This is a genomic window from Paenibacillus sp. P4_E11 (assembly GCF_056401635.1).
In genome coordinates this window covers 1-17520 of record NZ_JBFUIX010000039.1, presented here as the reverse complement: position 1 = coordinate 17520, position 17520 = coordinate 1, and the positions used below count along the sequence as shown (strand labels likewise).

Annotated in this window: 14 protein-coding genes and 1 tRNA gene; 13 read left to right on the top strand and 2 right to left on the bottom strand. The window is 52.3% G+C overall.

Features of this window, described 5'->3' with window-relative positions; genetic code table 11:
- Positions 1-9: 9 nt before the first annotated feature.
- The 4 genes from AC1DWB_RS16275 to AC1DWB_RS16260 all read left to right on the top strand — a co-directional run bounded on the left by AC1DWB_RS16275 (position 10) and on the right by AC1DWB_RS16260 (position 5507).
- Positions 10-1662 carry a peptide-binding protein gene (locus AC1DWB_RS16275; RefSeq protein WP_477542133.1) on the top strand — a complete coding sequence of 551 codons (1653 nt, stop codon included), beginning with the start codon at positions 10-12 and terminating at the stop codon, positions 1660-1662.
- 70 nt (positions 1663-1732) lie between these two features.
- Positions 1733-2704, top strand: coding sequence for an ABC transporter permease (locus tag AC1DWB_RS16270; protein ID WP_477542132.1), 972 nt, complete (start codon positions 1733-1735; stop codon positions 2702-2704).
- Positions 2705-2706: 2 nt separating this feature from the next.
- A complete protein-coding gene (gene opp4C / locus AC1DWB_RS16265) occupies positions 2707-3585 on the top strand; it encodes an oligopeptide ABC transporter permease (RefSeq protein WP_477542131.1) in 879 nt (292 codons plus the stop codon).
- 140 nt (positions 3586-3725) lie between these two features.
- Positions 3726-5507 (top strand): stalk domain-containing protein, encoded by a 1782-nt coding sequence (locus tag AC1DWB_RS16260; protein WP_477542130.1) that lies wholly within the window; start codon positions 3726-3728, stop codon positions 5505-5507.
- Positions 5508-5617: 110 nt separating this feature from the next.
- On the opposite strand, the gene clpP is transcribed toward AC1DWB_RS16260, so the two are convergent.
- The gene (clpP, locus tag AC1DWB_RS16255) at positions 5618-6199 is read right to left on the bottom strand and encodes an ATP-dependent Clp endopeptidase proteolytic subunit ClpP (protein ID WP_477542129.1); all 582 of its coding nucleotides are present in this window, start codon (positions 6197-6199) and stop codon (positions 5618-5620) included.
- A 165-nt stretch (positions 6200-6364) separates the two neighbouring features.
- Positions 6365-6439, bottom strand: a tRNA-Arg gene (locus AC1DWB_RS16250).
- 221 nt (positions 6440-6660) lie between these two features.
- On the opposite strand from AC1DWB_RS16250, the gene AC1DWB_RS16245 reads away from it, so the two are divergent.
- The 9 genes from AC1DWB_RS16245 to rnr form a co-directional block, all read left to right on the top strand.
- A complete protein-coding gene (locus tag AC1DWB_RS16245) occupies positions 6661-7686 on the top strand; it encodes a sugar-binding transcriptional regulator (RefSeq protein WP_477542162.1) in 1026 nt (341 codons plus the stop codon).
- A 72-nt stretch (positions 7687-7758) separates the two neighbouring features.
- Entirely contained in the window at positions 7759-8763 is a 1005-nt protein-coding gene (gene gap, locus AC1DWB_RS16240) for a type I glyceraldehyde-3-phosphate dehydrogenase (protein WP_477542128.1), read from the top strand.
- A gap of 99 nt (positions 8764-8862) precedes the next feature.
- Entirely contained in the window at positions 8863-10044 is a 1182-nt protein-coding gene (locus AC1DWB_RS16235; protein ID WP_477542127.1) for a phosphoglycerate kinase, read from the top strand.
- Between the two features lie 48 nt (positions 10045-10092).
- Positions 10093-10845: a triose-phosphate isomerase gene (gene tpiA, locus AC1DWB_RS16230; protein ID WP_477542126.1), complete on the top strand. Its 753-nt coding sequence runs from the start codon at positions 10093-10095 to the stop codon at positions 10843-10845.
- Position 10846: 1 nt separating this feature from the next.
- Positions 10847-12442, top strand: coding sequence for a 2,3-bisphosphoglycerate-independent phosphoglycerate mutase (gpmI, locus tag AC1DWB_RS16225; protein ID WP_477542125.1), 1596 nt, complete (start codon positions 10847-10849; stop codon positions 12440-12442).
- A gap of 39 nt (positions 12443-12481) precedes the next feature.
- Positions 12482-13771, top strand: a complete 1290-nt coding sequence (eno, locus tag AC1DWB_RS16220; protein ID WP_477542124.1) for a phosphopyruvate hydratase — start codon at positions 12482-12484, stop codon at positions 13769-13771.
- Positions 13772-13804: 33 nt separating this feature from the next.
- Entirely contained in the window at positions 13805-14518 is a 714-nt protein-coding gene (locus tag AC1DWB_RS16215; protein WP_477542123.1) for a M50 family metallopeptidase, read from the top strand.
- 171 nt (positions 14519-14689) lie between these two features.
- A complete protein-coding gene (gene secG, locus AC1DWB_RS16210; RefSeq protein WP_477542122.1) occupies positions 14690-14926 on the top strand; it encodes a preprotein translocase subunit SecG in 237 nt (78 codons plus the stop codon).
- 161 nt (positions 14927-15087) lie between these two features.
- Positions 15088-17520 (top strand): ribonuclease R (gene rnr / locus AC1DWB_RS16205; protein WP_477542121.1); only part of this gene is annotated, 2433 nt, incomplete at its 3' end.

Sequence of the window (17520 nt, the reverse complement as noted above, 5' to 3'; positions counted from 1 at the left end):
GGACCAACCATGTCTTACAAGCCGTACCGCAAGTTAACCACAGTTGCCCTGGCAACTATGATGACCGCCACCGCATTCCTGGCTGGCTGTTCATCCGACAACACCTCGAAGAATGAACCAACTCCAGCAGCAACTACAGCGCCGAAGAAGGAGAAAGTAGACGGTGGCGAGATCATCACCGCTTACTTGGGCGATCCGCAAGGCTTTATCCGTTTCTGGGCTACTACGACTACTTCATCCGAAGTGATCGAGCTGACATCCAGCTACCTGTACAAGCTGAATGAGAAGCAAGAGCTCATACCTGACCTCGCAGTTGGCCAACCGACATTTTCTGAAGACAAGAAAGAGATGACGATGAAGATCCGTACGGACGCCAAATGGACAGATGGTAAGCCAGTTACGGCAGACGATGTAGTGTTCACTTACAGCATTCCGATCAACCCGGATTACAAAGGACCACGGAAAGGTACGTTCACCGAACTGGATAAAGTCGTGAAAGTGGACGATGCCACAGTCAAATTCGTGTGGAAGAAACCGTTTGCTGGCTATATCGATACCGTGATCTACAACATTTTGCCTCAGCACGTGCTGAAAGACGTAGCAGTCAAAGACATGGACAAATCCGAGTACTACAAAAAACCTACAGTGACCTCCGGTCCGTATAAGCTGGATGAATGGAAGACAGGCGAATTCTTGCGCTTTACCCGCAACGAGAATTTCTACAGTGGAAAGCCTGCTATTGAGAAAGTAACCGCGAAGATCGTTCCGAATGCGAATGCCATGATGGCACAGCTGCAGACCGGCGAGATTAACGTTATTGGTGTGCCTGCCGACCAATTGGGAGCCATCGAACCGTTCGCTAAGACGTCAGGCAAGATCAAGCTGCAAAAAGGGATTAATTCTTCCAGCTATATGTTCGTAGGTTGGAACCTGAATAACCCGCTGTTCCAGGATAAGAAAGTACGTCAAGCGCTGACGACGGCGATCGATCGCAAGGGGATCGTAGACAACGTAGCCGAGGGTCTGGGCGTAATCGTCAACAGTCAAACAGCTCCTAGCTACTGGTCCTTCAATGGCAATGTGCCGAAGTTCGACTACAACGTGGATAAAGCTAAACAGATGTTGGCCGAAGCCGGTTGGAAAGATACGAACAACGACGGACTTATTGACAAAAACGGCAAAAACTTTGAATTCGAACTGCAAGTGAACCAAGGGAACACGGTTCGTGAGAAAGCAGTAACCGTTATCCAACAGCAGTTGCAAAAAGTCGGCATCAAGGCAACTCCACGCGTCGTAGAAAGCTCAGCCTTCACGAAGAATTTCCAAGGCAAGCAATTCGAAGCGATCTACTATGCTTGGAGCATCTCCGGCGATCCGAATCCAAAAGGAATCTGGCATTCTTCTGAAATCGAATTGGGTCTGAATACCGTTTCTTATAAAAATCCGGAAGTGGATAAATTGATCGACGAAGACCTGCAGACATTTGATTTGAACAAGCGTAAAGAGCTGTTGGGTAAAATCGATGCGTTAATCGCCGAAGACCAGCCGTACAGCTTCATGTATTCTCCTACAACTGTTATGGCGTATCCTGCCAACCTGGAAGGGTACAACCCGAACCGCGACAGCTTGAAGGAAATCGCGAAATGGTATTTCACGAAATAATTACTTTCCAACGTGCGCTCGAGATTCGCGCACGTTGGGCAAATTTTTGTACAGAAAGAAGTGACATCCGTTGGTCTTCTATGCGCTGCGGCGTTTGCTTAACGCCATACCGATCCTGATCGGCATCACGATTCTCTCCTTTGCGATCATCCATTTGGCACCAGGGAGCCCGCTATCGGCGTTTCTGGAAGACCCGACCATCAAGACAATAGATAAGCAGAATATGATCATAGCGGCTGGCTTGGATAAACCGATCTATACACAGTACTGGATTTGGGTTAGCGGAATGATGAAGGGGGACTTTGGAACTTCCTTCCATAAGAGCGAGCCGGTCTTGAAATTAATCCGGGAAAACATGCCGAATACGCTGCTGCTGACGATTACCAGTTTTCTGCTGTCCCTCTTGATTGCCGTGCCTCTTGGCATCCTGTGCGCATTAAAGGCAAACTCCCGTCTGGACCAGACCGTGACTGCATTCTCGAACATAGGTCTTGCTATACCGGGTTTTTGGCTGGCGCTGATCTTGATGATGGTATTCGGGGTTAAGCTCGGTTGGCTGCCGATAGGAGGCCTTCAAACGATTAATATGGAATTCAGTCTTGTCGATCGGATCAAGCATCTAATCATGCCGGTAGCCACGATTGCGATCGCGGAAGCGGCAGTCTGGACCCGGTATGTACGGTCGAGCATGCTGGAAGTTATTAATCAGGATTACATGCGTACGGCCAAAGCGAAGGGTCTTCTGTCTGGTCGCATCTTGGGACTGCACGGTCTTCGTAATGCCCTGATTCCGCTAGCAACCTTGTTCGGTCTAGCTATCCCAGGATTCTTCGCGGGCTCCGTTATTCTGGAATCGATATTCAGCATTCCGGGGGTTGGACGTCTCTTGATTGAGGCGACCTTCCAGAGGGACTATCCAATTATTACTGCACTGGTCACGTTAGGGGCCATTCTAACCGTATTGGGTAACATTGTAGCTGACATATTGATCGGGATATTGGATCCGCGCGTCAGTTTCAGTAAGAAGGAAGTGAAGGTGTAGCGATGAACGTAGCCGTTTCCAACAATACAGCGCAAACAGCAACAGTTGTGAACAAATATCGGGCTTGGGGCCGTTTTAAGCGGAATAAAATGGCTGTTGTCGGCTTGATCATCATGGTTGCGCTCATCCTACTGGCACTTCTTGCCCCGGTTATTGCTCCACATGATCCGGCGGAACAGGATTTATTGCAAAGGCTGAAGCCCCCGAGCAGTGCGCATTGGTTCGGGACTGACGATTTGGGACGGGACTTGTTCAGCCGTGTTCTGTACGGTGCTCGGGTGTCGCTCTCCGTCGGGATTTTCTCGGTCTTGTTCAACGTCATCATCGGTGTAATCGTCGGCTCGCTCGCTGGATTTTATGGCGGCAAGACGGATAGCATTCTGATGCGGTTTGTCGATATGATGCTTGCTTTCCCGCAGTTCTTTCTGCTCATCGCCGTCGTAACCTTGTTCAAGCCTAGCTTGTTCAACATCATTGTGGTGTTCATCGCCTTTGGTTGGATGGGCAAATCGAGGCTGCTGCGAGGGCAGATCATGTCGGTCAAAAACCGGGAGTATGTGGACGCGGCCCGCACGATCGGGATGTCCGATATTCGTATCATCTTCGTGCATATTCTGCCGAACTCCCTCGCTCCGGTTATTGTATCGGCAACCCTGCAAATGGGTGGAATGATCTTGGCCGAATCGGGTTTGAGCTTCTTGGGTCTGGGGATTCAGCCTCCGTTCGCGAGCTGGGGGAACATTCTGCAAAGCGCYCAGAACTTGACGATTATGACTAAGGCGCCATGGGTGCCGATTATTCCGGGCTTCATGATATTCCTTACGATAATGTGTTTCAACTTCATCGGAGACGGACTGCGCAACGCATTCGACTCCCGCTAAATCTATAGTTGACCAACACCGCTGGAGACCGATCTCCAGCGGTGTTTGGTATTCGTGTCGAACCGTGCAACCTTTTGGGTATCTATGCGTTTAATTTAAGTGAACATATACATAGAAAAATGGAAAGAGTGGAGAGAACATTGAAATTACGCAAATGGATGCTTGTCGTACCGTGGGCGCTTGTGGCGGTGCTGTTGACATTGAACGTCGTGTCAACACGCGCGACGGCCGGAATTGGTGCGACCACGATCGCGATTACCTTAAGTGAGGACTTGCCCACGGCAACCGTGGACGGGCACAAGTTCGATCTGGATACACCTGCGGCATTGAAGGAAGGCAACAAGTGGTTCGTGCCCGTCATGTTCCTGGCACAGCATATGGGGCTCGATGTGAAGTACAACGGCAAGACGAATCGGGTCGAGATGGGGATGGCCAAAGCGAAGGCAGAGATCGATTCCGCTAACAAAACGGTGACGGTAAACGGCGTTTCGGTCCCTTATGACTCAGCGGCGAAGCTCGTGAATGAGCGGCTGATGGTTAGCGTCACATGGCTGTACGATTTCATGGGAGCTAAGTATACCTATAATGCTGCTGCCAAGCAGATCGAAATCATGTACGTGAAGCGCCCGCCTGCCCTTACGAACGATGCGACTAGCAATTCCAGGCCTGTTGCCCAATTCACGTTCGCGAAGCCGGTATATCGGATCGGGGAGCCCGTGAAATATATCGATCTGAGCTACGATCCGGATGCAGAGGGTCTCTCCTATACGTGGACAGGGAATAATGAGGCATTTTATAAGCCGGGTAAACATTTGATCACATTAAAGGTTACGGATGGTAAAGGTTTAGTTAGTGACGTGTATTCTCGATATATAGAGATCGAGAACAAGACGATGTTCGTCACCGAGCTGGATCGTCAGCTGTATACAGCTCCCTTGAACTCGTTTATCAAGACGGATTGGCCGACGCTGTACGCGCATTTCCTGGAAATTCCCGAGCTTCCGAAGAAAGTGACCGAAGATCGCAGTCGGCCGCTGCTCATGAGTGACAGCCCGGAGACGTTCAAGGCCAAGGGGATCTTGTACCAGGACGTAGTGAATGGGAAAGGTCGATTGTATGCAGACCATATGAACGGGATGGACGAGAAGGTACAATTCGTGATCATGGCGACTAACACGAGCTCGAAGCCGGTTACCATTCGCACCACGAACAAGGGCGAAGTGTATCCTTCGATCTACGCGCATCTGATCGGGCATGAAGCAGCCGTACAGTTCATGCTGAACGACAAGATTGACGAGAAGCTGACGATTCCTGCGGGGCAGACGCTCGCATATATCCAGATGCCGGATGTTCAACCGGGGCAAGGGGTGAACGTATTCTATGACGTCGAGACGGACGGTCCGATCCAGTTCTCCTTCATGGCCATGGATGCGGTAATCGAGACGCCGACCTCTTTGTATCCGAGTTTGTATGCGCCGCTGCCGTTCGACGGCCATGTACGCGGAACGTTCCCGATGTCTGAGAAGCGTTGGGATATTGATGCCAGTACGTTCACGAAGCCATCGCGCCTCGTATTCGGCGATAACAAGAGTGATCCGTTCCAGCCGGGGTATGATGTGTTCCGGAAGGAGAACGTATTCGAGGATGGCAACTATGGGGTTCTGTATAAAATCCATGCGGATAAGCCGCGCAAGATGGTCGTCCTGCTGCTTGCCCGGGGCGGGGCGTTCAAAGGCCCGTTCAAATTCAACAGTGAGTTTGTTCTGGCGCCGCCATCTGGGGTCGTTACCGCCTTCGATCGCGTGCAGGTGCTGTATCGAACGGACGGGACTGAGCCGTCGCTCGATATTGAGTTCATTCCACCGGCAGGGTCGGCATTCCCGATGGACCTGATCTTTTATCCACTGGATGATGTGAAGTAGAAGTTGTATACGCCGTTTGTCTCCTTTGGGGCAGACGGCGTTTTTGCTGTCCATACAAAAAAAGAAGCTGTCTCTAGAAAGAGAACAGCTTCTGACTTCAGGGGTACATATTAAATCGATGTAACGACCTTATCAATCAAGCCGTATTCTACCGCTTCTTGCGCACTCATGAAGTAGTCGCGGTCGGTGTCCTTGTCGATCCGAGATAGCGGCTGGCCTGTGCGTTCCGCAAGAATACCGTTCAGCTTGTCGCGCAGCTTGATGATCCGCTTGGCGCGAATCTCGATATCGCTAGCTTGACCTTCGGCGCCGCCGAGCGGCTGATGGATCATAACTTCGCTGTTAGGCAGAGCGTGTCGTTTGCCTTTGGCGCCGGCTGCGAGCAGGAATGCGCCCATCGAAGCTGCCATACCTACGCAGATAGTCGACACATCGGGTTTGATGAATTGCATCGTATCGAAGATAGCCATGCCCGCCGTTATGGAACCGCCAGGACTGTTGATGTACAAGGAAATATCTTTATCCGGATCTTGGGCCGCTAAGAACAGCAATTGCGCAATAATCGCATTCGCCACGGCATCATTGACAGGCGTACCTAGAAAAATAATGCGGTCCTTCAGCAGACGGGAGTAGATGTCGTAAGCGCGTTCTCCTCGTGCATCCGGTTCGACAACCATTGGAATAAAACTCATGGCAATGCCTCCTTTATGGAACAAGTATGCTCCAAATTGAATTGGAATTAAACCCATCATATCGAAAAAAACGTCAAAGGTCAAGGAAGGTCAAACGTTATTCAAAATAAAAACGTCTCCGATCTTCTCGGGACGTCTGGGTATGTAATCGATGGAAAAGGTAAGTGGCGCGCTCGCGAGGAATTGAACCTCGATCTCAGGCTCCGGAGGCCTACGTCATATCCTTTGGACCACGAGCGCATCATATAAACTTTTTGTGCAGCAAAAATTATTATAGTGTATATCGGAACAAAAATCAAGAGTTTGTAAATGGGCCCGAATGGGTCCGTAAACGAGTTGCAATTGTCTGTAAATATGACTATAATGAAAATATAAGCGGGACACAAAATGTTTATGCGGGACGTAATGAGTCCCAATGCATGTCTCGCGATAGCAAGTCTGAAGCAGGAGTGACGATTGCCATGAGGCAAATCCTCGACATACAGAAACAACTTTTGCCGGACTTGACCGATGTGTTGAAGAAGCGGTACTCCATTCTGCACCATATTCACATTTCCGGTTCAATCGGACGTCGCACGTTAGCGGCCAATCTCGATTTGACGGAGCGGGTGCTGCGTGCTGAGGTCGATTTTCTCAGGGAGCAAGGTCTGCTGGAGTCTGAGGCCTCAGGCATGAAGCTGAGCGAGAGCGGACGAAGATTGCTCGACGATATGGAACCGCTGATCAAGGACTTGTTCGGGCTGTCTGACCTCGAGGAACAATTGAAACAGCGCTTTGGCCTGAATCATGTTGTAGTCGTTCCCGGCGATTGGGATCACTCGGTGTTCACTAAGAAGGAGCTCGGTCGTGCAGGTGCAGCAGCACTTCGCAAGTATGCGACCAAGGACGATGTCATCGCCGTAACGGGTGGTTCGACATTAGCAGAGATCGCGGGGTTCCTTACTGGCGCATCTACGCTCAAGGGCGGCTTATTCGTTCCGGCACGTGGTGGGCTCGGAGAGAGCGTCGAGCTTCAGGCTAATACGATTGCCTCGACGATGGCCAAGAAGACTGGCGGCCAATACCGGCTGCTGCACGTCCCCGACCATCTTGGCGAAGAAGCCTATCAATCTCTGATGCAGGATGCGACCATTCAAGAGCTGGTTGAAGTCATACGCCATTGTCGCATCGTCGTTCACGGAATCGGAGATGCTATGGTGATGGCCAAACGGCGCAAGGTTGATCCGCAGACGATCGCGAGCTTGCAACTAGAAGGCGCGCTTGCAGAAGCGTTCGGTTACTATTTTGACAGGCAAGGTAAGGTCGTTCATAAGATGCCAACCGTTGGCTTGCGGCTCGAAGATATTCAGAATACAGAAGTCGTAATTGCGGTAGCAGGTGGACGCAGTAAGGGTGAGGCGATCGCCGCGGTGATGAGATTCGGGCATAACGACGTTCTCGTTACAGACGAGGCCGCTGCACAGGAAGTACTTAAGATTATACCATAGCTTCGTTGTCATGACGCCTTAACCGGCGTTTTGAAAATAGATTACAACACACAATACTAGGAGGAACTAACCATGGTAAAAGTAGGTATTAACGGATTTGGCCGCATCGGCCGCAATGTGTTCCGCGCAGCGCTGAACAATTCAGAAGTAGAGATTGTCGCTATCAACGATTTGACTGATGTGAACATGCTGGCTCATTTGTTGAAATACGATACAACTCATGGCCGTCTGGACGCGACAGTAGAAGCCGGTGAAGGCTCCCTGATCGTGAATGGTAAAGAAGTGAAAGTATTCGCAGAGCGCGATCCTGGCAACTTGCCATGGGGCCAATACGGCGTTGAGATTGTTGTAGAATCCACAGGGATTTTCACAGCGAAGGAAAAAGCAGAAGCTCACTTGAAAGGCGGCGCGAAGAAAGTCATCATCTCCGCACCAGCAACGAACGAAGACATCACGATTGTTATGGGCGTGAACGAAGACAAGTACGATCCAGCCGCTCACACTGTAATCTCTAACGCTTCATGTACGACGAACTGTCTGGCTCCTTTCGCCAAAGTATTGAACGACAAGTTCGGTATCGTCAAAGGTATGATGACAACGGTTCACTCTTACACGAACGACCAAAGCGTGCTTGACCTGCCTCACAAAGACGCTCGCCGCGCTCGTGCAGCAGCAGAGAACATCATTCCTTCCTCGACTGGCGCAGCCAAAGCGGTATCCTTGGTACTGCCTGAGCTGAAGGGCAAGCTGAACGGTATGTCATTCCGTGTGCCTACTCCGAACGTATCCGTTACGGATCTGGTTGCTGAGCTGAAAGTTAACGTGTCGGTAGAAGACATCAACGCTGCACTGCAAGAAGCAGCTAACGGCCCGCTGAAAGGCATCATGAACTTCACCGATGAGCCGCTCGTATCCAGCGACTTCAATGGTGACCCAGCTTCCTCTACAATCGATTCGTTGTGCACGATGGTCGTGGGTGACAACCTGGTGAAGGTAGTGTCCTGGTATGACAACGAGTGGGGTTACTCGAACCGCGTTGTTGACTTGGCTGCATTCATTGCGAGCAAAGGTCTGTAAGCTCTACAATAGAGAGGGTATGAGGGGAGAAGCGATTCTCCTCTTTGCCTGTTACAGCGTTTCGAAGAAACGAACAAACTTTCACCCAGGAGGGTCCCTATGAACAAGAAAAGTGTCCGTGACGTAGATGTTGCTGGTAAAAGGGTGTTCGTCCGCGTGGACTTCAACGTACCACTCGAGAATGGCGCGATCACCGACGATACCCGCATCCGGGAAACATTGCCGACGATTCAATACTTGATTGAAAAAGGTGCCAAGGTCATTCTGGCGAGCCACTTGGGCCGTCCCAAAGGACAAGTTGTCGAAGAGCTTCGCCTTATACCAGTAGCTGCTCGCTTGTCGGAATTGCTTGGGAAGTCGGTTATCAGTGCGACCGAAGCGATCGGAGAAGCCGTGCAAGCGCAAGTGGCGGCGTTGCCTGCTGGCGGCGTACTGCTGCTGGAGAATGTACGGTTCTACGCAGGTGAAGAGAAGAACGATCCTGAACTGGCTGCTGCATTCGCAGAGTTAGCGGATTTGTATGTGAACGATGCTTTCGGAGCAGCGCACCGGGCGCATGCTTCGACAGAAGGAATCGCACATAAGCTGCCTGCAGTATCCGGGTTGTTGATGGAGAAGGAACTGGATGTGCTGGGTAAAGCACTTCGCGATCCAGATCGTCCGTTCACGGCTATTGTCGGGGGCTCGAAGGTTAAGGACAAGATCGGCGTCATCGAGAACTTGTTGAACATAGCGGACAACATCCTAATCGGCGGCGGGCTGTCCTATACGTTCCTGAAGGCGCAAGGTTATGAGATTGGCAAGTCGCTTGTGGATAACGAGAAGCTCGACCTAGCTCTTGAATTCCTGCGCAAAGCGAAGGAGAAGGGGGTTAACTTCCTGATTCCGGTCGACATTGTTGTAGGCGATGATTTCAGTGCCAAGTCGAATACACGCATCGTGCCGATCAACGAAATTCCGGCCGACTGGGAAGGGTTCGATATCGGACCGAAGACACGTGAGATTTATTCGGATGTGATCGCGAATTCCAAGCTGATCGTCTGGAACGGCCCGCTTGGCGTATTCGAGCTAGAGCCATTTGCCAACGGAACGCGTGCCATGGCAGAAGCTTGTGCGAAGACCGCAGCCTACACAGTAATTGGCGGTGGGGATTCGGCAGCGGCCGTAGAGAAATTCCACCTGGCCGACAAGATGGACCATATCTCAACGGGCGGCGGAGCCTCGTTAGAGTTCATGGAAGGCAAGGTATTACCAGGCGTAGTCGCGCTTAACGATAAATAATCGATCCATATAACGATACTTAATGTGCGGAAAGGGGATTACATTCCCATGAGAAAACCGATTATTGCAGGGAACTGGAAAATGTTCAAGACGGTATCCGAAGCGGTAGCGTTCGTAGAAGCGGCTAAAGGCGCGGCTGAAGTAGACGGCGTAGAGAGCGTTATCTGCGCGCCCTACGTGAGCTTGCCAGCGCTTGTACAAGCTGTACAAGGCACTACGTTGAAGGTCGGTGCACAGAATATGCACTGGGAAGACAACGGTGCGTTTACGGGCGAGATCAGCGGAGGCATGCTGAAGGACCTTGGTGTGGACTATGTGATCATCGGCCACTCCGAGCGCAGAGCTTACTTCGCGGACACGGACGAAACCGTGAACCGCAAAGTACTGGCCGCGTTCAAGCACGGCCTGACGCCAATCGTGTGCGTCGGGGAGAGCCTGGAGGAACGCGAGGCAGGCAAAACCAAGGATGTGTGCCGCGTGCAGACGGAAGCGGCCCTGCAAGGGCTGACCGCGGCACAAGCCGCGCAGGTCGTCGTCGCGTACGAGCCCATCTGGGCGATCGGGACGGGCAAGACTTCAACCGCGGATGACGCGAACGAAGTGATCGGCTACATCCGTGAACGTATTGCCGCGCAGCATGGCGCGGAAGCGGCCGCAGCCGTACGCATCCAGTACGGCGGCAGCGTCAAGCCGAACAACGTGCGCGAGTTCATGGCGCAGTCGGATATCGACGGCGCGTTGGTTGGCGGTGCGAGCCTGGAGCCGGCATCGTACATCCAGTTGGTCGAGGGGGCTCGCTAAGATGGCCGGGACTAACACGGGCAACGGAAGCGGGAACAGCAGCAGCAACAGCAGCAGCAACAGCGGGAGACCGAAACCGGTCGCGTTGATCATCCTGGACGGCTTCGGTCTTCGCGGGGAAGTCCACGGCAATGCCGTGGCCCAAGCGAATAAGCCGAATTATAACCGGTATATGGCGACTTACCCGCACACAACCTTAACGGCATGCGGCGAGGCCGTCGGCTTGCCGGAAGGTCAGATGGGCAACTCTGAAGTCGGCCATCTGAATATCGGCGCGGGACGAATCGTATATCAGGATTTGACCCGCATCACCAAGTCGATTCGCGACCGAGACTTTTTCAACAACGAGACCCTGCTCGGTGCCGTTCAGTACGCCAAGAACAATGGCAAGAAGCTGCATTTGTATGGCTTGCTATCCGATGGAGGCGTACATAGCCACATCGACCACCTGTTGGCGTTGCTGGACCTGGCGAAGAGCCAAGGACTAACGGAAGTATACATTCATGCCTTCCTGGATGGCCGCGACGTAGCGCCGGACAGTGCCATTGGTTACATCGAGCGGGTTCAGCAGCATATCGCCGAGAACGGTGTCGGACAATTCGCCACCATACAAGGGCGGTATTATGCGATGGACCGTGATAAGCGCTGGGAGCGTACGGAGAAGTCGTACCGCGCTATGGTGTATGGCGACGCGCCTGCCTACCAGGATCCGATTCAAGCGGTTCGCGAATCTTACGAGAAATCGGTGTTCGATGAATTCGTCATGCCTACAGTTATAGTTGGAGCCGATGGCAAACCGGCAGGGCTCGTACAGACTGGCGATGCCGTGATCTTCTTCAACTTCCGTCCAGACCGGGCGATTCAGTTGTCGCAAGTATTCACCAATGAAGATTTCCGCGGTTTCGACCGGGGCGAGCAGCACCCTACGGGATTGTACTATGTCTGTCTGACCCTGTTCAGTGAAACCGTAGGCGGATTCGTTGCGTATAAACCGAAGAATCTGGACAATACGCTCGGTGAAGTGCTCGTGCAGAACGGGCTGAAGCAGCTACGGATTGCCGAGACGGAGAAATACCCGCACGTCACGTTCTTCTTCAGCGGCGGACGCGATGCGGAGCTCCCTGGTGAGACACGTATATTGATCCCTTCACCGAAGGTAGCCACATACGATCTGCAGCCGGAGATGAGCGCCTACGAAGTAGCGGAAGCAGCGGTGAAGGAGATTGAAGCGGGCACTCAGGATGTGATCATCTTGAACTTCGCCAATCCCGACATGGTCGGTCATTCCGGCATGCTGGCACCGACGATCAAGGCAGTTGAAGCGACCGATGCTTGCCTGGGTCGTGTGGTGGAAGCCGTTCTCGCTCAAGGCGGGGTAGCGCTTATCACGGCGGATCACGGCAATGCGGATCTGGTTCTGGACGATAAGGATCGTCCGTTCACAGCACATACGACGAACCCGGTTCCTTTCATTGTGACCGCTTCTTCTGTTACACTTAGGGAAGACGGCATTCTGGCTGACATCGCTCCAACGATGCTGCAATTGCTTGGACTGAAGCAGCCGGCAGAAATGACCGGAACATCCATCATATCGTAAGACTAAACCATCATATGAATAAGGAGTGTTACAACAATCATGACAATTATTTCTGACGTTTATGCACGCGAAGTACTGGACTCCCGCGGTAATCCGACAGTTGAAGTAGAAGTGTATCTGGAATCCGGCGGCAAAGGCCGTGCCATCGTGCCATCCGGTGCCTCGACAGGCGCTTATGAAGCCGTAGAGCTTCGTGACGGCGACAAATCCCGTTACCTGGGCAAGGGCGTATTGAAAGCAGTCGAGAACGTGAACGAGATCATTGCTCCTGAAGTGATTGGACTGGACGCACTGGATCAAGTCGGCATCGACAGCAAAATGATTCAAATCGACGGAACGCCGAACAAAGCGAAGCTTGGCGCGAACGCAATCCTGGCGGTATCCATGGCAGTAGCTCGTGCAGCGGCTGACGCGCTTGATCTTCCGCTCTACACATACCTAGGCGGCTTCAATGCGAAGCAGCTTCCTGTTCCGATGATGAACATCATCAACGGCGGCGCACATGCCGACAACAACGTGGACGTGCAAGAATTCATGGTGCTTCCAGTTGGAGCGGAGAACTTCCAAGAAGCGCTTCGCATCGGCGCAGAAATTTTCCACAACCTGAAGTCCGTTCTGAAGGAAAAAGGCTTGAACACAGCAGTAGGTGACGAAGGCGGATTCGCGCCAAACCTGAGCTCCAACGAAGAGGCGATCACGACGATTATCTCTGCTATCGAGCGTGCGGGTTACAAGCCGGGCGTAGACGTATTCCTGGGTATGGACGTAGCTTCCACAGAGTTCTACAAGGACGGCAAGTACCATCTGGAAGGCGAAGGCAAGTCCCTCACATCGGCTGAGTTCGTAGACTTCCTGGCCGATTGGGCGAACCGTTACCCGATCATCTCCATCGAAGACGGTTGCGCAGAAGACGATTGGGAAGGTTGGAAGCTGTTGACCGAGAAATTGGGTAACAAAGTTCAACTCGTGGGCGACGACCTGTTCGTAACGAACACTGAGCGTTTGGGCCAAGGTATTGCTCAAGGTATCGGTAACTCCATTCTCGTCAAGGTGAACCAAATTGGTACATTGACCGAGACTTTCGATGCTATCGAAATGGCTAAGCGCGCTGGCTACACAGCCGTCATCTCCCACCGTTCCGGTGAGAGCGAAGATAGCACCATCGCGGACATCGCGGTCGCTACGAATGCAGGCCAGATCAAGACAGGTGCTCCGTCCCGTACGGACCGTGTTGCCAAGTACAACCAATTGCTCCGCATTGAAGACGAGCTGTCCAGCACGGCTCAATATGGCGGCAAGAAAGCTTTCTACAACTTGAAGAACCTGTAAAATTTCCTTAGGTTAAGAGAGAAGGGGATCGCAATGAGCAGATGGATGGTAACGATAGTGTTGTTGATCGGGTCCGCCATACTGAATCATTGGATCCCGTTCTCTTCTTTTTTTCGCAACTTGGATACGATGGTCCATGAGTTCGGGCATGCCGTTGTGACGCTGATTGTCTCGGGCAAGGTGCTATATATTTATTTGTTCGCGGATCATAGCGGAGTGACGTACTCCTACATTACCTCCGGATGGCGGATGATACCGGTAGCGATGGCCGGGTATGTATCGGCTTCTCTGTTCTCGGTGTATCTATTCTACGCTTATAGCAGGGGGCGGCTCGCTCAGGGGTTGATGGTATGTACGATCATTGCGGCGCTCAGTCTCGCGCTGTTCGTTCGTAACGGCTACGGGATGGCGTGGATTGCAGGATTCATGGTGGTCAACGCGGTTGTGATGTTGTTGCCGGTTAAGTGGCTGCAGCATGCCTATTACTTGCTCATTGCCTTCGTTTCCCTGGAGGAGTCTGTGGTAGGGCCGATCGGGTTAACCGTAATGGCACTTAATAATCCAAGTAAGGCTGGCGATGCTACAGGGTTGGCCGTGTCTACAGTTGTTCCGGCTGTCGGCTGGGGGATCCTATTCTCGATAATTGCCCTGCTGTGCGCAAGGGTGGCAATCGGGTACTTCCTGGGTCGCAAATCGAATCCTCGCAGGCAAGGACGACTCCCGTCGGCAAGCAGGTTTACCAGCTAGTAAGACGGGTTCCGGTGAGGAGCACAATGATGGAATTTGACAGGTAGGCTTGGTTGAATTGCGGCCTTTTCTGTGCTATAATAAATTTTGCTTTAGAAATGTGTTGCGTAACGTACTGCGCTGTTGCTTTCGAAGCAACTTTTCTTCGACAAGTTTTTAGGAGGTTGGATTGTGTTAATATTTTTCAAAATATTGCTTGCGATTGCTTCTCTGGGCTTAATCGCCGTCGTTCTCTTACAAAAGGGTAAAAGTGCAGGGCTGTCCGGTGCGATCTCCGGCGGTGCGGAACACCTCTTCGGTAAAACAAAAGCTCGTGGATTGGAACTGCTTCTGTCCCGTGTGACTATTGGATTTGCTGCTTCTTTCTTCATCTTATCCTTAATCGTGGCCTATGTGGTGAAAAGTTAATCGTGAATATTAGAAAATATGCAGCAGGGCTTGTTCCTGCTGTTTTTTGTTGCAGGTCGCATGGTATGGTAGCCCCACGTCACTTTGGGGTTATTTTTGCTGAATAAAAGGTTAATACTAAATGTAATAACGGAAAGTCTATGGAAGTGGAAGGGGATTGTATGATAACAACCGAGCAATTATTGCAATTTGTACGGGAAAAAGCTTATAAACCGATGACTTATCAGGAGCTGGCCAAGCATTTTGAAGTAGAGGACGCCGATGATTATAAGTTATTTTTGAAAATGCTCAATCAGTTAGAACATGAAGGGGCGATCATCCGCACGCGGACTGAGCGTTACGGCGTTCCAGAACGGATGAATTTACTACGGGGTAAGCTGCAGGCGCATGCCAAGGGCTTCGGGTTCTTGCTGCCAGAAGAAGTCGGTCACCCGGATGTGTATATTCATGCCAATGATATGAACGGGGCGATGAACGGAGATATTATTCTCGTGCGTCTTACGTCCAAGAGTGCTGCGGGTGGCAGACTTGAGGGAGAAGTGGCACGGGTCGTCACTCGGGCGAATACGCAAATTGTGGGGACGCTGCAAAGCCTGGAATCGTATGCGTTCGTAATTCCGGATGATAAGCGGATCGTGAAAGACATATTCGTGCCTTCTCACGCTTTTAACGGGGCTGTGGATGGGCAGAAGGTTGTCGTACATATCGTAACATACCCAGAGGGGCGTGCTGCTGCTGAGGGTAAAGTGGTCGAGGTGCTAGGGCATAAGGATGATCCAGGCGTCGATATATTATCCATTATTCGCAAGTATCAGCTGCCTGAGGCGTTCGCCGATGAAGTGCTGGCAGAAGCAGATGCAGCGCCTGACACGATCCGGGAAGAAGAACTTGTGGGACGGCGCGACCTGCGCGGGAAGACGATCGTTACCATCGATGGCGAAGATGCCAAGGATTTGGATGATGCGGTTAACGTGGAGCGTCTGCCGAACGGCAACTATCTGTTAGGCGTCCATATTGCCGATGTCAGCTATTATGTGCGCGAGAGCTCGGAACTGGATAAGGAAGCTTACAATCGCGGTTGCAGCGTTTATTTGGTTGACCGCGTCATTCCGATGCTGCCGCATAGGCTGTCTAACGGGATCTGTAGCTTGAATCCACAGGTGGATCGACTTACGATGTCGTGCGAGATGGAGCTGGATGCGGATGCGAATGTGGTACGGCATGAGGTGTTCACCAGTGTAATCAAGACGAAGGAACGGATGACGTATACGAATGTTCGCAAAATCCTGGTCGATCAAGACCCGGACCTACTCGAACGTTATGCTGGATTGGTCGATGATTTCAAGCTGATGGAAGAGCTCGGCATGAAGCTGAGGAACAGACGGATGAAGCGTGGTGCAATCGACTTTGACTTCCAGGAGTCCAAAGTGATCGTGGATGAACAAGGCAAGCCGATTGATATTATTAAGCGCGAGCGGTCCGTTGCCGAACAGATCATTGAGGAATTCATGCTGGCAGCGAATGAGACGGTTGCGGAGCATTTTCATTGGTTGAAGGTGCCTTTCCTGTACCGGATTCACGAAGAACCTGATGCGGAAAAACTGATGCATTTCATGGAGTTTATTACGAACTTCGGCTATGCGGTGCGTGGCGGCAAAGGCAAATCGGTGACACCGCGAGCGTTGCAGACTTTGCTGGAGGACATTCGTGGCACCAAGGAGCAGACTGTTATTAGTACGGTGATGCTGCGTTCGATGAAGCAAGCGAAGTATGACGCCAACAGCTTGGGACATTTCGGGCTGGCCGCAGAATTCTACTCCCACTTCACTTCGCCGATTCGCCGCTACCCGGATTTGATCATCCATCGCGTCATGCGTGAGGTGCTGGAGCAAGGGGCACTAAGTGACAAGCGACATGAGTATTTGGCAAGCCGGATGGATGAATATGCTCGGCAGTCCTCGGAACGTGAACGTGTCGCTGTAGATGCGGAGCGGGATACCGATGCCTTGAAGAAAGCTGAATTCATGCTGGACAAAGTGGGCGAAGAATTCGAGGGCATCATTAGCAGCGTGACGAGCTTCGGGATGTTCGTGGAGTTGGATAATACCGTTGAAGGGCTTATCCGCTTGAGCGACATGCACGATGATTATTACCATCACCATGAAATGCAGCATGCTCTTATTGGGGAGCGTACGTCCAAGGTTTATCGCATCGGCGATGGCGTGAAGATTCGGATCGCCCGCGTCAATATGGCGGAGCATACGATCGATTTCGAGCTGGTGGACATTAAGCCGCGTCAGAACAAGATGAACTTCGTCAGCGGCGGGGGTGGTGGCCGCGGTCGGGGTAAGCGCAGTGGCGGCGAACAAGGTGAGCGTCGCGGCGGGGTGGAATGGCCGGACCGCGGCGTTGGACGCGGTCGTGCGGGTGGCGGCGCTGGCGGCAGCAGCCGTGGCGGCGGCGGAGCCGGTGGGCGCCGCAAGAGCGGCCGCGGAGGCGCAGCCGGGCGGAGCGACGCTGCGGGCGGCGCAGCAGGCGCAAGCCGCGGAGGCGGTGCGAGCGCGACCGCGGGACGCGCGGGCGAGGCGCCAGGC